This is a genomic window from Natronotalea proteinilytica, from assembly GCF_055379935.1.
In genome coordinates, this window is record NZ_AP043947.1 from 1,459,796 (window position 1) to 1,474,659 (window position 14,864).

At 58.8% G+C, this 14,864-nt stretch carries 15 protein-coding genes; 10 read left to right on the forward strand and 5 right to left on the reverse strand.

The features are described from left to right. The first annotated feature begins 60 nt into the window (after nucleotides 1-60). The 7 genes from ACZ5AL_RS05980 (at nucleotide 61) to ACZ5AL_RS06010 (ending at nucleotide 7,895) form a co-directional block, all read left to right on the forward strand. Nucleotides 61-1,257 (forward strand): AI-2E family transporter, encoded by a 1,197-nt coding sequence (locus tag ACZ5AL_RS05980; RefSeq protein WP_464512833.1) that lies wholly within the window; start codon nucleotides 61-63, stop codon nucleotides 1,255-1,257. A 156-nt stretch (nucleotides 1,258-1,413) separates the two neighbouring features. Beyond that, nucleotides 1,414-2,283: a purine-nucleoside phosphorylase gene (locus ACZ5AL_RS05985; protein WP_464512834.1), complete on the forward strand. Its 870-nt coding sequence runs from the start codon at nucleotides 1,414-1,416 to the stop codon at nucleotides 2,281-2,283. A gap of 99 nt (nucleotides 2,284-2,382) precedes the next feature. Next, nucleotides 2,383-3,678 (forward strand): histidinol dehydrogenase, encoded by a 1,296-nt coding sequence (hisD, locus tag ACZ5AL_RS05990; RefSeq protein ID WP_464512836.1) that lies wholly within the window; start codon nucleotides 2,383-2,385, stop codon nucleotides 3,676-3,678. A gap of 28 nt (nucleotides 3,679-3,706) precedes the next feature. Next, nucleotides 3,707-4,810, forward strand: coding sequence for a histidinol-phosphate transaminase (gene hisC, locus ACZ5AL_RS05995; RefSeq protein ID WP_464512837.1), 1,104 nt, complete (start codon nucleotides 3,707-3,709; stop codon nucleotides 4,808-4,810). Between the two features lie 69 nt (nucleotides 4,811-4,879). Continuing rightward, complete coding sequence (locus ACZ5AL_RS06000) at nucleotides 4,880-5,473, forward strand: bifunctional nuclease family protein (RefSeq protein ID WP_464512838.1); 594 nt, start codon at nucleotides 4,880-4,882, stop codon at nucleotides 5,471-5,473. Between the two features lie 122 nt (nucleotides 5,474-5,595). Continuing rightward, nucleotides 5,596-7,239 (forward strand): bacillithiol biosynthesis cysteine-adding enzyme BshC, encoded by a 1,644-nt coding sequence (bshC, locus tag ACZ5AL_RS06005; protein ID WP_464512840.1) that lies wholly within the window; start codon nucleotides 5,596-5,598, stop codon nucleotides 7,237-7,239. After that, nucleotides 7,236-7,895, forward strand: coding sequence for an HD domain-containing protein (locus ACZ5AL_RS06010; protein ID WP_464512841.1), 660 nt, complete (start codon nucleotides 7,236-7,238; stop codon nucleotides 7,893-7,895). The genes bshC and ACZ5AL_RS06010 overlap by 4 nt, the downstream gene beginning before the upstream one ends. A gap of 605 nt (nucleotides 7,896-8,500) precedes the next feature. Here the strand turns inward: ACZ5AL_RS06010 and thiG are convergent. The 4 genes from thiG to ACZ5AL_RS06030 form a co-directional block, all read right to left on the reverse strand. Beyond that, the gene (gene thiG / locus ACZ5AL_RS06015; protein WP_464512842.1) at nucleotides 8,501-9,328 is read right to left on the reverse strand and encodes a thiazole synthase; all 828 of its coding nucleotides are present in this window, start codon (nucleotides 9,326-9,328) and stop codon (nucleotides 8,501-8,503) included. A gap of 46 nt (nucleotides 9,329-9,374) precedes the next feature. Further along, nucleotides 9,375-9,599 carry a sulfur carrier protein ThiS gene (thiS, locus tag ACZ5AL_RS06020; RefSeq protein ID WP_464512844.1) on the reverse strand — a complete coding sequence of 75 codons (225 nt, stop codon included), beginning with the start codon at nucleotides 9,597-9,599 and terminating at the stop codon, nucleotides 9,375-9,377. Next, the gene (gene thiO, locus ACZ5AL_RS06025; protein ID WP_464512845.1) at nucleotides 9,596-10,732 is read right to left on the reverse strand and encodes a glycine oxidase ThiO; all 1,137 of its coding nucleotides are present in this window, start codon (nucleotides 10,730-10,732) and stop codon (nucleotides 9,596-9,598) included. The genes thiS and thiO overlap by 4 nt, the downstream gene beginning before the upstream one ends. Before the next feature lie 123 nt (nucleotides 10,733-10,855). Beyond that, nucleotides 10,856-11,404: a TetR/AcrR family transcriptional regulator gene (locus ACZ5AL_RS06030; RefSeq protein WP_464512847.1), complete on the reverse strand. Its 549-nt coding sequence runs from the start codon at nucleotides 11,402-11,404 to the stop codon at nucleotides 10,856-10,858. Nucleotides 11,405-11,506: 102 nt separating this feature from the next. Between ACZ5AL_RS06030 and ACZ5AL_RS06035 the strand changes: the two genes are divergently transcribed. Continuing rightward, complete coding sequence (locus ACZ5AL_RS06035) at nucleotides 11,507-12,355, forward strand: SDR family oxidoreductase (protein ID WP_464512848.1); 849 nt, start codon at nucleotides 11,507-11,509, stop codon at nucleotides 12,353-12,355. Nucleotides 12,356-12,414: 59 nt separating this feature from the next. Next, nucleotides 12,415-13,029: a hypothetical protein gene (locus ACZ5AL_RS06040; RefSeq protein ID WP_464512849.1), complete on the forward strand. Its 615-nt coding sequence runs from the start codon at nucleotides 12,415-12,417 to the stop codon at nucleotides 13,027-13,029. A 27-nt stretch (nucleotides 13,030-13,056) separates the two neighbouring features. Here the strand turns inward: ACZ5AL_RS06040 and ACZ5AL_RS06045 are convergent, their stop codons facing one another. Continuing rightward, nucleotides 13,057-13,539 carry a Uma2 family endonuclease gene (locus ACZ5AL_RS06045; RefSeq protein ID WP_464512851.1) on the reverse strand — a complete coding sequence of 161 codons (483 nt, stop codon included), beginning with the start codon at nucleotides 13,537-13,539 and terminating at the stop codon, nucleotides 13,057-13,059. Between the two features lie 176 nt (nucleotides 13,540-13,715). Between ACZ5AL_RS06045 and ACZ5AL_RS06050 the strand changes: the two genes are divergently transcribed. Then, on the forward strand, nucleotides 13,716-14,819 hold the full coding sequence (locus ACZ5AL_RS06050; RefSeq protein ID WP_464512852.1) for an NAD(P)/FAD-dependent oxidoreductase: 1,104 nt from the start codon (nucleotides 13,716-13,718) through the stop codon (nucleotides 14,817-14,819). Nucleotides 14,820-14,864 lie beyond the last annotated feature (45 nt).

Here is a 14,864-nt window from a genome sequence, read left to right on the forward strand (position 1 = left end):
TCGAATCCGTTAGAACAGAAACAGGGTGTAACTGCCTTTTTGGCCGCAACTCCTTCCATCATGGACGGTCCTTCTTCCGCACCAACATCGACGCCTTCCCCGGCGCAATCGTCTCCCTCAACAGGAGATGGAGCACCGCAAGCGTCGTCCGCCACAGCGATGGGTCCGCCCGAGCCTCCGGTCGGGCCAACAGCGGGCGAGCGTGCCCTGCGATGGGGGGGAGGACTGCTCATTGCCGCTGTTATTGCAGGCACCGTATGGTACTTCGCCGGCCTCTTCATCTACCTCGTCGTCGGAAGCCTGCTGGCTTATATTCTGTCGCCACTGGTGGATCGCATCCAATCTACGGGGCTAACCCGGACCGCCAGCATCGGGGTGATGTTTGTGCTGGTTACTGCTGTGTTTGGCGTGCTGCTCACGTTCATCGTGCCGTTTCTTACGCAACAGGTCCGCGATCTTAGTCAACTGGTTTCTGTAGAGGCTGCGACCAACGCCGCTGCCTTTGTAGAGAGTTGGATCCGCCAGTTTGTGCCTATTGAGGCCGGGCGCATCGAAGAAACGATTCGCGAAACCGCACGGGCCCTCGCGGAGGGTGACCTAGTGGAAGGCGAACGCGTGGCCGATACGCTTGGATCGCTCGTATCGGTCTTTACAAACATCGCCTATGCCGTCGTAATCATCCCCTTCATCACGTTCTTCGTGCTCAAAGATGGGGTCGAGTTGCGTCGAAACATGATGCAGCTGGTGCCCAATCGCTACTTCGAGATCACGCTGGCCGTCATTGCAAAGGCCGAGGCCAGCCTCAGCCGATATGCACGGGCGCTGCTTCTTCAGTGCCTGAGCGTAGCCGCCGTAGCCTCAGTCATGCTCTGGCTGGTCGGACTCGAAAACGCACTGGCCATCGGCATTTTTGTTGGGGTGGCCAACATGATTCCGTACTTCGGGCCGTTCTTCGGGTTTTTGATAGGAACCGTGGTTGGCATCGCCCAAACGGGAGACCTCAGCCTGATTCCGGGCGTCGCCATTGCCATGGTGATCACACAACTGTCCGACAATATCTTCTTTCAACCGCTCATTTTCTCGCGCGCCGCCAAAACGCACCCGCTCGTCATCCTGTTTGTGGTGCTCATCGGCGCACAACTTGCCGGGCTCATCGGCATGCTTATCGCGATTCCGCTGACCACGATCGTACGCGTCATCGGTTCGCAGGTGTTGTGGAGCATCCGCAACTACCGTGTGTTTCGCCCGGGCGCCTGACGCGTAACCCATTCCGAACGAGAGGCCCAACATTCAACGCGTTTTTCGTGCATATTGGAAAGCGGTTGGTGGATACGCATGGCGCGCTTGTCTATATTGCCCCATAGCTCTGAACATCAACCGGACGCCTGTTTTCTGGATCATCAGCTGTTGCACATGACGCATCTTAACACCGACCTGGCTGCCCACCTTAACGATGCGGTGGCTGCCGTACGCGAACACACCTCCATGCAGCCCGAAATGGTGCTCATTCTGGGGTCTGGGCTGGGCGACTTGGCCGAGGAAGCCGAAGAGGCCACCGTCGTGCCGGCCTCTACCATCCCGCACTATCCGCAGTCTACCGTAGCTGGACACGATGGCCAGCTGGTGCTGGGTACGCTGGGCGGTACCGATGTGGTATTCGTGCAAGGACGTGTGCATGCCTACGAAGGGTATCCCGTGCATCGCCTCACATTTCCGCTGCAGGTGTGCCACGCGCTGGGCGCCGAACGGCTGCTGGTGACCAACTCGGCGGGCGGCGTCAACCGGACGTTCCAACCGGGGCAGCTCATGCTTATCACCAATCACATCAATCTGGCGTTTGCCGATCCGGGGCAAGGCCAACAGGTGGATCCGCGGCGAGCCGCCATAGAAGCGGCTCAGGCTGCGGGATCCGACACCGCCTCCACACTCCACACTGGATATTACGACTTGCAATGGGCGCATGAAGCGCAAGCAGTCGCCACGAAAGCAGGTGTGCACACCGCACAAGGCACCTATGCCTGGACGCGTGGCCCCTCCTACGAAACCAAGGCGGAGGTCCGCATGCTCGGGCGCCTGGGGGCCGATGCCGTGGGCATGAGTACCGTGCCCGAGGTGCTGCAAGCCCATGGGCTGGGTATGCAGGTGCTGGGCATCTCCACCATCACTAACTTTGCCGCTGGGCTGGGTCATGAGGTGCTCGAACACGATGACGTGTTGGAAGTCGGCCAGCAGGTGCGTGGCGATTTGCGGACGCTGGTACGGGCGATCGTAGAAAAGACGTGAGAATGCTGTTCGTCCGGTGCCTGGGCGAACCTTCCCGTTGCTTTGAGAATAGAGAGATAATCCCCAACCGCTTCCCGGCTTTTCCACACTTGTGCGCTTATGATCCCCGTCATCGATTATGCCGACCGTGCCGATCGTCTAGAGGCGGTGCTAAGTCGCAGCGCCTCTTTTAGCGACGATGTCGACGCGGCAGCACGCCGCATTCTGCACGCCGTCCAGACCGACGGCGACGCAGCCGTGCATCGGTTTACCGCTCAGTTTGACGGGGTAGAGGAGCTCACGCTCCGCGTACCAGCCTCCACACTTCAACAAGCCCTCTCTGATCTCGATGATGAACTGCGTCGCATCATGGAGGCCGCCGCCGACAACATCCGCCGGTTTCATGAGCGGCAGGGCCCCGATTCGTGGTTCCAAGACGATGGCGATGGGGTGCTTCTCGGGCAGCGTGTACAACCGCTGGAGCGAGTTGGGCTGTACGTGCCGGGCGGAACCGCAGCGTATCCCTCTAGCGTGCTGATGAACGCCATTCCGGCACAGGTCGCGGGTGTGCCCCACATCGCCATGGTCTCGCCCCCCCAATCCGATGGAACCCCGCACCCGCACATATTGGCCGCCGCCGCATCGCTTGGGATAGACCGAGTGTATGCCGTGGGAGGCGCCCAGGCCGTTGGAGCGCTCGCTTTTGGTACCGAAACCGTTGATGCCGTCGATAAAATCGTGGGCCCCGGAAATGCGTACGTGGCCGCTGCGAAGAAGCAGGTGTTCGGGCGCGTAGACATTGACTCGGTGGCCGGACCCAGTGAAATCGGAGTGCTGGCTGATGAAACCGCCGATCCGGCCTTCGTGGCTGCCGACCTGCTTTCACAGGCCGAACACGACACCCGCGCCTCGGCCATCCTGGTAACGCCGCATCGCCCACTTGCCGAAGCGGTGCACGACGAAATCGCCGAACGCGTGCCTACCCTGCCGCGTCAGTCTATTATCGAGGAAGCCCTGGCAACCTACAGCGCGTGCATCGTAACCGATACGATGGCGCAAGCAGTAGACATGATGAACGAATTAGCGGTGGAGCACCTTGAAATCATGGTAGACGAGCCATGGACGGTGCTCTCAGACATTAAGCACGCCGGAGCTATTTTCATGGGGCCATATTCGTCAGAGCCGGTGGGCGATTACTTTGCTGGCCCCAATCACGTGCTGCCCACCGGAGGCACGGCTCGCTATGCATCCGCATTGGGCGTGCCCGATTTTGTGCGCACACAGTCCATCATCCAGTATTCGGCCCGCCGACTGGCGCAAACCGGCCCCGACATCGTTCAGTTTGCCGAAGCAGAAGAGCTGCAGGCGCACGCTGATGCCATCCGGGCGCGCCTTGATCGCCTCGACTCCGCCTGACGTCCACTCGCCATTACCTTTGTTGCTTATGGATGCTCCTTCTGCCTCTGCTCCTTCAATTGATACCGTTCGCTCGCGCATCCGCTCGGGCGTGCGCAATGAACACCCGTACCTGGTAGGAGCCCCACCTAAAACCGAAGTCAAGCTCAACCAAAATGAGAGCCCGTACGACCTTCCGCCGGCCTTAAAAGCGGAGCTCATGGAAACGCTTCGCGATACGGCGTTTAACCGGTATCCAGCCGAGCAGCCGTGGGAGTTGGCTGCGGCTCTGGCCGAACACAACGACGTCGAACCCGAGCAGGTGCTCGTTGGCAACGGATCGAACGAGCTTACATATCTGTTCGGACTTACGTTTATCGAGCCCGGTACGCCTGTGGTGCTTCCAGCGCCCATGTTCTCGCTCTATGAGAAGGTGGCTCGTCTGTACCATGCCGACTTAACAACCATACCGCCGCGCGAGGATTTGCACTTCGATATTGATGCACTCGTGGAGGCGATTACAGCGACCGAGGCAGCCATGACGGTGCTTACCACGCCGAACAATCCCACCGGACTGGCGCTACCGCCCAGCGCTATCGAAAGGGTACTACAAGCGACCCCTGGTCTGGTCGTTGTGGATGAGGCTTATGTCGAGTTTAATGACTATCCTGCCGCCACGGAGCTACTCGATACGTATCCGAACCTTGTAATTTTGCGAACGCTGTCTAAGGCATTCGGGCTGGCCGGGCTGCGCCTGGGCTATCTGATGGCGCATCCGGAGCTGGTCACTGAGTTCATGAAGGCTCGACTGCCCTTCATGGTCGATCGGTTTTCGGAAGCTGTAGGACACGCCGTTCTAAACCGGCCAGACGTGCTTCAGGAGCGCGTTGATCAGATGCAAGAGAGCTGTGAGGAGCTTACCGAGGCATTGCAGGCCCGTCCCGATGTAGACGTCGTTCCATCCAGCGCTAACTTTGTGCTGTTTGCCCCTCGCTCTGCCGACTCAGATGCTGTACAAGAGGCATTGGCCGAGCGGGGCGTCTTGATTCGAAACATGGGTGGATACGAATCCCTAGGTGGTTATCTGCGTGTATGTGCAGGTACCGCAAGCGAGAACAAGGCATTTTTGGATGCGTTGAACGCTGTGCTCTAAAACGGCCCCGCCCTATAACACGTCGCGGCAATTGCGTTTTCTTTTTGTACTGACCGACTACGTTGTATAATGAACTTTATCCGGGTTAGAATAATTGGCCTGTCTACGAGCCCTTCAAGTGGAGGCGCCTATGCACTGGTTCTAGGCGAAGAAGAGGGCAACCGGCGACTGCCGATTATCATCGGGGCGTTTGAAGCCCAAGCCATTGCGTTGGAGCTGGAAAAGATCCAGCCCCCTCGCCCTATGACGCACGATCTGCTGCGCGACGCCTTTGATTCGATGCAGGCCGATGTGACCGAAGTGGTGATCGACGAATTGCGCGAAGGTACCTTCTTCGCCAAAATCCGTTATCAGCACAATGGCAACGAAGACAAGCTGGACGCGCGTCCGAGTGATGCCGTCGCCCTGGCTGTTCGGGTTGATGCACCGATCTTCGTGGCTCCGGAAGTGCTCGATGAAGCAGGCATTGTGGCCGATGAGGAAGGAAGCGTGTCGGCCCTCGCCTCCTCTGAAAGCGAAGAGGCCGAGCCCGATCAAAGCGCTACCCCGCTAGAGCGTATGGAAAAACAGCTCGATCAGGCCATCGAAGAAGAAAACTACGAACGAGCCGCTGAGCTACGCGATCAAATCGAGCAGCTTAAGAGCGAACAAAGTCAGAACTAACGCGACCTGCTTGCCTGGTCCTCTGAAGCTTCGTGGCTACCCCGCGAAGCTTCTTTTTTATCGCTAGTGTGTGTTGCACCACAAGTACAGTTCATCTTCTCACCCACCGGACCGCACCGCTTATGTCTGCATCCCTCCCTGAAACCGCTGAACGATGTTTGCCCTGGACGGCCCTGGAAGCAATGCCTGACCTGGCGGCAGATTATGTGACCGGTGCAGGAACAGCTCCGTCGTATTTTCCGCTTGACCGCACCAAGCTTAAAGACCGACACAGAGCTGTTGAGGCGGCCGCTGCTCGTCCGCGTGATCGGAGCACCCTTGCGGATGTGCTTGCCGAGCAAAATAAGCGGTGGGGCGCCACAGAGGCGACTCTTGCCAACATAGAAGCACTGCGCGATGAAAACACCGTGGCGGTGGTATCTGGGCAACAGGTTGGGCTCTTTGGGGGACCGCTCTACACGCTCTACAAAACGCTTACAGCTATCGTGTGGGCGAAGCAGTTAGAAGCTGATACCGGACGCACAGTCGTTCCGGTCTTCTGGGTGGAGGGCGAAGATCATGACTTCGAAGAAATTGCGCATACTACCGTCTTACAGCGCAATGCACCGGTGTCTCTCGCTTATGCGCCCGACGATGTGCCGACAGGACCCGTGGGGCCACACACATTAGGTGCAGCGATTGAAGACCCGCTCCAGGCGCTCGATGAAGCCCTTCCGCCTTCTGACTTCAAGCCTTCGGTCTTTGGAGCTATTGCAGAAGCATACACGTCGGAGGCGACTCTTGAGGATGCATTTGCCCGGCTTATCACCACGTATTTTGGCAATACAGGGCTGGTTCTTATCAACCCAGACGACCGCCGTCTCAAAGCGCTGGTGCGTCCGCTCATCCAACATGACATGGCCACCGGACACCAGGCCGCACAGGCGGTAGAAGAAGCCGGCTCCGCCCTCGAGTCCGATGGATACCATGCCCAGGTGCATGCGCGTCCCACCAACTTTTTCTGGATGGAACCGGATGGTAGGTACGCCATCGATGCGAACGAGGACGGCACCTACACGCTTCGCCACGACGGACGCACCTGGACGCACGACGAAATTACAGCCCGTATTGAAGCGCATCCGGAGCGGTTTAGTCCGAACGTCGTCACGCGTCCGCTTGTGCAAGACCAACTCCTGCCCACCGCGGCATACGTGGCGGGGCCGGGTGAGATTTCGTACTTTGCGCAGTACCAGGGGGTGTACGCATGGGCCGATATGCCGATGCCGCTGATTGTGCCCCGTGCCAGCATGACGCTTGTGGAGGGCAAGGTGCGCAAGGTGCTAACCAAGTACGATCTGTCAATTGCAGATCTACAGCAGGATGTCGAGCAGCTTTTCCAGCAAGAGGTGCGCCGCAGCATGGACGTAGATATCGACGCGGCGTTTAAGGAGACGTCTACACGTATCCACAAGGCTATAAACGATTTAAAGCCTAAAGCTACGGAGGTGGATGATACGCTGGGTCGCTCGGTAGAAGCTACACGAGCTGCTTTTGTGAACGAACTGAACGACTTGGAGCATCGGGTGCTGCGTGCCGAAAAACGGCAGCACGATGAACTTCGCGCCCAACTCGAAAAGGCGTACGCCAACCTCTTTCCACAGCGCGGGTTGCAGGAGCGGACCGTAAACGCGGCTTACTTTTTGAATAAGTACAGCCTGGATCTAATCGACACAATTCAGGCCCAGATCGATCCGTTTGACCCCTCACACTGCATCATTGATTTATGAGTACGCTGGCAACGTCGTTTAGTCCACTTGTAGAACACGCTATTGAACTTGCCTCGGAGTGGCACAACGACTGCTACCGAAAAGGGCGATGGCGAGAGGAGCCGTTCGATCAGCCGGAGCCGGTGCGGGTGCCTGTAATTGCACATCTTTCGGCGGTGGCTATGGCGGTGGCACGTGCAGAGTGGCCGGCCCAGGTGGTTGCTGCTGCGTATCTCCACGACATCATTGAAGATCCGAATGCACATGGCGAGCGCATGACAGCCGATCGGCTTCGCACGCTGATTGGCAATGAAGTGACGGCGCTCGTGGAAGACGTAACCGAGCCTAAGCTAAACAACGAGGGCGAAAAGCTGCCGTGGCGGGTTCGTAAGGAAGCGTATCTCGATCATTTACAGGCCGCCAATCCGGGTGCTCTGGCCATCAGTCTGGCCGATAAGCACCACAACGTGTGGACGATGAACCAGAGCCTGGATGCAGGGATCGACATTTTCTCGGATGGGCCCAATCGCACTGCTTTGAGCGCCGGACCGGAGCAGCAGACGTGGTTTTTGCAGTCGGTGCTTGCCTTTGCATCCGATGTTGATGACGAACGTCTGGTACCGCTGCGCACCGGACTTGCGCAGGAATGCGAGCGCTTGCAGCGACTTACGGCATAGCGTAGTGCTTTGTCACACCTGAAAGTTAGGGTCCGAAATTGTCATCGCGAGGAGGGAGCCCGGCGACTGACGCGGCGCTGTGAGCGCTAGCGAACGAGTACTCCTGGGGTGCGATCTCATGCCGTTGATTGGGCAGCTGCATCCGGTCTGATAGCATGAGATTGCGTCGCTGCGCTCGCAATGACAAGATTGTGAGTTATTCTCGGTACGTTAGGTGGCCATGCGTTACCCGAAGATTGACCTGTGACACAGCAGTAAGTGAAGTCACGTGTCAATATTGGAGTTCAAGAGGGAGTGACAGCCTGCCCGATGATGATAACAAAACATCTGTCCTCTCGTGGCGATGCACAACAGGCATGACCTATAGTCTCTCTGCGTCGCCACGCTTGCCGGGACGCTCCAGCATCCCTAATCCACCACCTGGTTTCTTTACCTCGGGGGGTTACGTTAGACGCAGAGCGTCCATTCGTCCGTCGCGACGCAGAGCATCGCGACGAGGGTTCAAGGAGGTTCGGTACGCTAGGGGAACATGCGTTACCCAAACATTGACCTCTGACAGAACAGTAGTAAGCAAGCCGCGACGAGATACCGCGCTTACTTTCCATCTACTGCCCCACGCGCCCTTCCTCGGGCGATGACGCCTTGGCGTAGCGGCGACGCGGAATACGCCCAGCCCGGTACGCCAGGCGTCCGCCCTGCAGGCCGTGGCGGATAGCGCGGGCCATATAGACCGGGTGCTGAGCTTCGGCGATGGCGGTATTCAGCAGGATGCCGTCGTAGCCCAACTCCATCGCCTGGGCCGCGTCGCTGGCCGTGCCAATGCCCGCATCCACAATGAGCGGCGTATCGGGCAGGAGTTCGCGGATGATGCGTAGGTTGTACGGGTTTACGATCCCCATGCCGCTACCAATGGGAGCCCCCAGCGGCATCACCGCGGCACAGCCCAGGTCGGCCAGCTTGCGGCACGTGATGGGGTCGTCATTGGCGTAGGCCAGCACGGTAAAGCCATCGTCGACCAGCGTTTTCGCGGCCTTCAGCAGCTGCTCCACATCCGGCATCAGCGTTTCGTCATCGCCGATCACCTCCAGCTTGATGAGGTCGGTGTCGAGCGCCTCGCGCGCCAGATTGGCAACGAGCACGGCTTCGCGCGCTGTGTAGCAGCCCGCCGTGTTTGGCAAGATCGTGTGTCCGCCCCGCTTGAGCAGATCGAGATGGCTCTCGGGTGCGGGGCTTTCCACATTCACGCGCCGAATAGCAACCGTCACCATGTCGGCCCCCGAGGCGGTGATCGCGTCGAGCATCACCTGCGGATTGGGATAGCCGCTGGAGCCGATCATGAGTCGCGAGGTAAGCGTGTAGTCGCCGATTGTGAGCGCATCGGCGTCGGGGTCAAATTCTGTGGAGGGCGTGGCAACGCCATTCGCATCCGCCATAGCAAAAGGGGATAAGTGCAGGAAAAAGAAAAGGGGGATGTGCAGGTCAGCCGCCCTGGAGCGCCTGGATGACTTCTACTTCGTCGCCATCCTGAAGGGTGGTGTCTGCCCACTCCTCCCGGCGCACCACGTCCTCATTGATCGCCACGGCTACGCCCTGCGTATCGCTGTCGATGTCGAGGGCTTGCAGCACCTCGGTAAGCGGATGCGGCGGCGTGATGGGGCGGCGTTTGCCGTTGAGTTGGATGTGAGCAGCGGTATCGGTACTCATGGTGTGGGGACGGTTGGCGAGTGCAAACGGGATGGCAAAAACGGTTCGATCCAATCGGAGGTTTCTCCGTCCAGGAGCTGGCGGGCCATTTCTTGGGCGGTAATAGGCGTAAGCAGGATGCCGTGGCGATAGTGACCGGTGGCGCACCAGATGCCGGGATCGCCCGAGGGGCCGAGAAGCGGGGCGTGGTCGCGGCTGGCGGGGCGGAGTCCGGCCCACGTGTCATCGACGGGCAGGTCGTAGATGCCGGGCACCACCTCCCAGGCGCCTTCCAGAATGTCGTAGAGGCCGCCGGCGGTAACGGTCGTATCGAAGCCGCGCTCTTCGCTGGTGGCGCCAATGACGAGGCGTCCGTTGCTTTTGGGTGCGAGATACGCATCAGGCCCACGAATGACGTGCGAGAGTTCAAAAGCGCCCTGCATGGTGCACTGCAGCATCTGCCCTTTGACGGGACGCACCGACGGCGTATGTTCGGGCGTCCAGCCGTCCAGTTCGCGCGACCACACGCCCGCCGCCACCACAACGGCCTGTCCAGTCAACACATTGCCATCGGTCAGGCGGATGCGGGGCGCGTCCTCATCCGGATGGATGGCCTCCACCTCGGTATGCTCGTGCAGGGTGCCGCCTGCCTTTGTGAAGGCGGTGCGTAGCGCATCCACCAGAAGCCGGTTGTCGACCTGATGGTCCATCGGCGCGTGGATAGCGGCGGCGAGGCGGGGCGCCAAAAATGGCTCAATCTCACGCGCCTCAGCCCCCGAGCACCACGTTACGTTCAGGCCGTGCTCTTTCTGAAAGTCGTACAGGCGGCGCAGCGCCTCCTCGCTGTCGGGGTCGTCGGCCACGATCAGCGTGCCGTCGTCGCGGTAGTCGACCGGCATGTCGGCTGCAGATTCGAGCGCATCGACGAAGGCAGGCCATCGGCGCAGGCTTTCGCGGCTCAGGCGGTAGAGATCCAGCTCCTCGAAGCCGATCTCGGCGTCGGGCGCAAGCATCCCCGCAGCCTGCCACGACGTGCCTCGTCCGGCCCGGTCGCGCTCTACGAGCGTAACGGGCGCGTCGCGCCGCGCGAGCGTCCAGCCAAGGGCCAGCCCAATGGTGCCACCACCAACGATCAGATAGGGAGAGCCGGACATTGCAGAATGAGTGCGTGATGATCTATATATGGATCGTTTGCACGCACAAGGCGGTGCGTAAGTTTGTGTTCTTTCGTTGTGATTGGGTTGATATGGATCGGATTTGGACTCCATGCTGAGGGATCAGCGGTGCAGCGCCTGTTGGAGCCAAGAGATAATTGCATCAAGGTCGGTCTGCCCGCCATCGAAGTAGCGTTGCAGCATCGTGCCGTAGAGCAGGCACAACACAGGCAGGGCGTCGTCCGGACCGACGATAGCCTCCATCATCTCCAGTGTTTTTCGTCGAGACAACTGCATGTTTTCGTCTTGACGTACATCGGCTGGTGTCATGTCACGCAGGTAGTCGACCAACAACGACAGTTCGCCGGAAAAGTCACGCTCCATTTCTTCGAGGATCTGCCGCACTGCCTTAGCCTGGTCTTCTGGAGAAGCCTCCTCGGGCAGATCGTGGACACGAGCACTTTCAAGGCTGGTTGATGTGACGTAGTCGGTGCACGCTGCAAAGAGTGCTTCCTTGCTCGGGAAGTAATGGTAGAGTGCGCTTTTGGACACCCCGAGCTCGTTGGCGATCTGCCGCATGCCAAGGCCCTGATATCCGTGTTCTCTAAACACAGGAGCCGCCCGGGCAGCGAGTTCTTTTCGGTAGGCGTCGTGGTCTACTTGCTTGGGCATAGTCGGTGGGTTGATGATTTGTTCACGTATCATCACTTGACAGTGAGTCTGCTGGATTGTTTTTATAGACCGATCGGTCTAAATAAAATTCTCGATGGCATTATGAATCATGTGTTGGTAGCAGGCGCAACTGGATATCTTGGGCGTCATCTGGTAGATGAATTGAAGCGTCGCGGATATTGGGTGCGCGTTCTTGTTCGGCGCGAAGAGCAGGTTGAACAGTTTAGAGACGTCGCCGATGACATCTTTCTCGGGCAGGTGACGCGTCCGGAGACGTTACATGGCGTAGCAGAAGGGTGTGACACGGTGTTTTCCTGTGTTGGCATCACCCATCAGAAAGACGGGTTTACCTACGAGGATGTCGACTACCAGGGCAACGTTCACCTTCTTCGCGAGGCATTAGCTGCAAACGCACAGCGGTTTGTCTACATCTCCGTCTTTAGCGGCAGGCAGATGCGACATCTTGCCATGGTTGATGCGAAGGAGCGCTTTGTGGATGTGTTACAAGAGGCATCCCTTGCGTCAACGATTGTGCGTCCCACGGGCTTTTTTGTAGACTTCGATGTGATGCTGCAGATGGCCAAGCGCGGGCGGATTTTTCTTCTTGGAGATGGAACGCAGCAGCTTAATCCGATTGGCGGGAGCGATCTGGCCTATGCTGTGGTGGAGGCAACTGAAGATCAACGGGCTGAAATCGAGGTGGGAGGACCGGAAGTGCACACGCTAGACGAGGTTGCCGAGATGGCTTCCGAGGCGGTTCAAACAACACCCAGGGTCTGGCACATTCCTTTGAGACTGGCCAAGTTGGTCCGGGCCCTGCTTCGCATCGTCACACCTGTCAGTTTCTACGGACCCATTGAGTTTTTCGTTGAAGCGGCGTCTGCCTCGATGAAAGCTCCGCCGTATGGGCACGAGACGCTGAAGGCTTATTTTCGGCAGCGCGCAGGCTAACAAATTACAACCACCTATATGGTGACGTCCCCTCATAGTAAACAGTAGAACGTACCGTTATGCAAAAACAAGAAAGGCATCCCGTTGAGTGGGCTGTTCCACCGCTCCGATCAGGCATACGCGGAGCCATCGACCGGTTTATTGGTCCGGGCGCAACTCCGGCTGAACAGTGGTTACAATTCGCTCCGGCGTTAATAGGGGCGTTTCTTGCGCCCGCCTATGCGATTTTGACAGGTCACGACTGGGGGATACTGCTGATACTACTCAGTGCTATTTTTGCCATTGATCTGGTCGGTGGTGTAATCACCAATGCTACCTCTGCGGCCAAGCGGTGGTACCATCGCGCCGAGCAAGGAAAGTGGGCGCATCTGCAGTTTGTGGCTCTGCACGTGGTACATGTGCTTCTTGTAGCGTGGTTTTTTCGGGAGGCGGATTGGATCTACTTTGCCGTTGTGTCCTCTTTTTTACTCATCGCAGCGTGGATTATTTTAAGCGCACCCTTGTACCTCCAGCGCCCGGTAGCCTTTATGCTTTTTGGCGTAGGGTTGCTGATTGGTATGTACGGATTTGCTCCGACACCAGGCCTTGAGTGGTTCCTCCCGTTTTTCTTTTTGAAGGTGTTGGTGTCGCATCTGGTACAGGAAGCGCCATATCAGCCTGCTGCCACGGTATGAGGGTGCGAGGCTGGAGGGGCACCCCCGCTACGCCACCGCAAACACCTCGGCCAACTCAACAGAAATGTCGAGGTTGGGGGCGGTGACGGTGCCGTCGGCGTAGGTGGTTTGCTGCATATCGCCGTGGTACACGGTGATGGTGCGCAGCTGCGGCTGCACCAGCCAGCACGACTGCACGCCCTCGCCCAGCAGAAACCGAATCTTGTCGATGAGCACCTGCACGCCCTGGGGCGGCGACGCAATCTCAACCGCGAGAAGTGGCGGCTCGGTCATCCGAACCTCGTCTTGCGAAAAGTCGAGATCAAGCTCTCGATACACAGAAATGTCTGGCGTCACATCACGGTCTGAGAGGCGCACAGACAACTCACTGAGGGCCTGGTACGTTGGACGGAACTGGCCCAAAGCAATGGTGAGGTTCGTTTGGACCAGGCTGTGCAGTTTGCTTGGCATCGGCTTGCCTCGCTCTCGTTCGTAGTCGGACAGGGGGGGAGCAACGTCGGGCGTCTCCATGGCAGTCAGCAGGGGTAAGGTGAGGAGAAGTCCTCTATTTGTGCATTGTATGAATGGAAGGCGGAAAAGTGTCTTCTTTGGTCCTGCCGAAGGGCGTCCTTCCAAACGGATCGCTGGGCGTGTGCTATCGTTATCTATGAGCGTTTTTTTGTTGCTCAAGATGATTGATCTTTTCTATGCCGCGCCCTTCGCTTTGTATTGCTGGTGCCGGACTCGCGGGTGCCTGTGCCGCTTTGTATCTATCGGATGCGTATGACGTGCATCTGATCGAAGCCAACGAGGCCGCTTCGGGAGCGTCGGGCGCAGCGGCGGGGCTGGTGAATCCGCTGATGGGGCGGCGCGCTAAACTGACGTGGCGGGCTTCTGAAGCGTGGGCTGCCCTTGAAGAGACCGTCGCCCGCGCACGGGCAAAGCGCACGTTCGACAGCCGCGGCGTGCTGCGCCCCACCACCGAACCAAAGCAGGTGCGCTTTTTCAAGCAGGCCGCGTCAGAGCATCCCGCATGGTGTGACTGGTGGACAGCCGAGAAACTGGCGTCGCGCTATCCGTCCGTACAGGCCCACGACGGTGCGCTCTGGCTCCCGAAGGGCGGTGCCGTTGATGTGCCCGCTTTTGTGCGTGCTGTGCTAGTGCGCGCTCGGGCTCAGGGCGCTACCTATACCCCGTTCACACGGCTTACGGGTTGGACCGCGCACGACAACCACGTGGATGTTCATACCGAGTCGGGGGGCTCCAAGGCTACCCACCGATACGACTACCTGATGTGCTGTGTGGGGCAGGGCTATCCGGAGTTGTCTGTACTTGCTCCGCTGGAGCTGCACGGCATCAAGGGGCAGACGCTCACAGTGCAGTGTACAGAAGATGCTCCTTCGGGACTGCCCCCGCTCTCCGGCCGGGGCTACGTGGTGCCAGATGGCGACCGCTGGGTGCTGGGCAGCTCATACGAGCACACGTTCGACGACTTGCGCCCCTCGGAGGAAGCCACCCAGCGCATTCTCAAGAAAACCGGGTCGATGCTTCCAGCGCTGAAAGAGGCTACCGTACATGACATTGCAGTGGGCGTGCGCGTGAAGCATGATCCCACCAATCTGCCGCTGGTCGGGCCATTTCAACACCGGCGCACCTGGGTGTTTGTCGGACTTGGGTCGAAGGGACTGCTAACCGCTCCACTGATTGCACGTCGCCTTCCGCAGTGGATGAGAGAGTCGCATCGGATTCCGGCTGCGGTTCGGGTACCGCGCCAGTTGCTCCCGAACTCGTGGTCGCCAACGCCACAGTAGCTGTTCTGCATGAGGGGAACTGTGGGAGGTGCGCAGCTCACAACA

What these genes read in the sequence shown, in the direction of transcription:
- ACZ5AL_RS06045 (WP_464512851.1), bottom strand. Translation starts at nt 13,539, where the DNA reads ATGGAGACGCCCGACGTTGCTCCCCCCCTGTCCGACTACGAACGAGAG.
- thiS (WP_464512844.1), bottom strand. Translation starts at nt 9,599, where the DNA reads ATGAGTACCGATACCGCTGCTCACATCCAACTCAACGGCAAACGCCGC.
- ACZ5AL_RS05980 (WP_464512833.1), top strand. Translation starts at nt 61, where the DNA reads ATGGACGGTCCTTCTTCCGCACCAACATCGACGCCTTCCCCGGCGCAA.
- hisD (WP_464512836.1), top strand. Translation starts at nt 2,383, where the DNA reads ATGATCCCCGTCATCGATTATGCCGACCGTGCCGATCGTCTAGAGGCG.
- ACZ5AL_RS06035 (WP_464512848.1), top strand. Translation starts at nt 11,507, where the DNA reads ATGAATCATGTGTTGGTAGCAGGCGCAACTGGATATCTTGGGCGTCAT.
- ACZ5AL_RS05985 (WP_464512834.1), top strand. Translation starts at nt 1,414, where the DNA reads ATGACGCATCTTAACACCGACCTGGCTGCCCACCTTAACGATGCGGTG.
- hisC (WP_464512837.1), top strand. Translation starts at nt 3,707, where the DNA reads ATGGATGCTCCTTCTGCCTCTGCTCCTTCAATTGATACCGTTCGCTCG.
- ACZ5AL_RS06040 (WP_464512849.1), top strand. Translation starts at nt 12,415, where the DNA reads ATGCAAAAACAAGAAAGGCATCCCGTTGAGTGGGCTGTTCCACCGCTC.
- bshC (WP_464512840.1), top strand. Translation starts at nt 5,596, where the DNA reads ATGTCTGCATCCCTCCCTGAAACCGCTGAACGATGTTTGCCCTGGACG.
- ACZ5AL_RS06050 (WP_464512852.1), top strand. Translation starts at nt 13,716, where the DNA reads ATGCCGCGCCCTTCGCTTTGTATTGCTGGTGCCGGACTCGCGGGTGCC.
- thiO (WP_464512845.1), bottom strand. Translation starts at nt 10,732, where the DNA reads ATGTCCGGCTCTCCCTATCTGATCGTTGGTGGTGGCACCATTGGGCTG.
- ACZ5AL_RS06000 (WP_464512838.1), top strand. Translation starts at nt 4,880, where the DNA reads ATGAACTTTATCCGGGTTAGAATAATTGGCCTGTCTACGAGCCCTTCA.
- ACZ5AL_RS06030 (WP_464512847.1), bottom strand. Translation starts at nt 11,404, where the DNA reads ATGCCCAAGCAAGTAGACCACGACGCCTACCGAAAAGAACTCGCTGCC.
- thiG (WP_464512842.1), bottom strand. Translation starts at nt 9,328, where the DNA reads ATGGCGGATGCGAATGGCGTTGCCACGCCCTCCACAGAATTTGACCCC.
- ACZ5AL_RS06010 (WP_464512841.1), top strand. Translation starts at nt 7,236, where the DNA reads ATGAGTACGCTGGCAACGTCGTTTAGTCCACTTGTAGAACACGCTATT.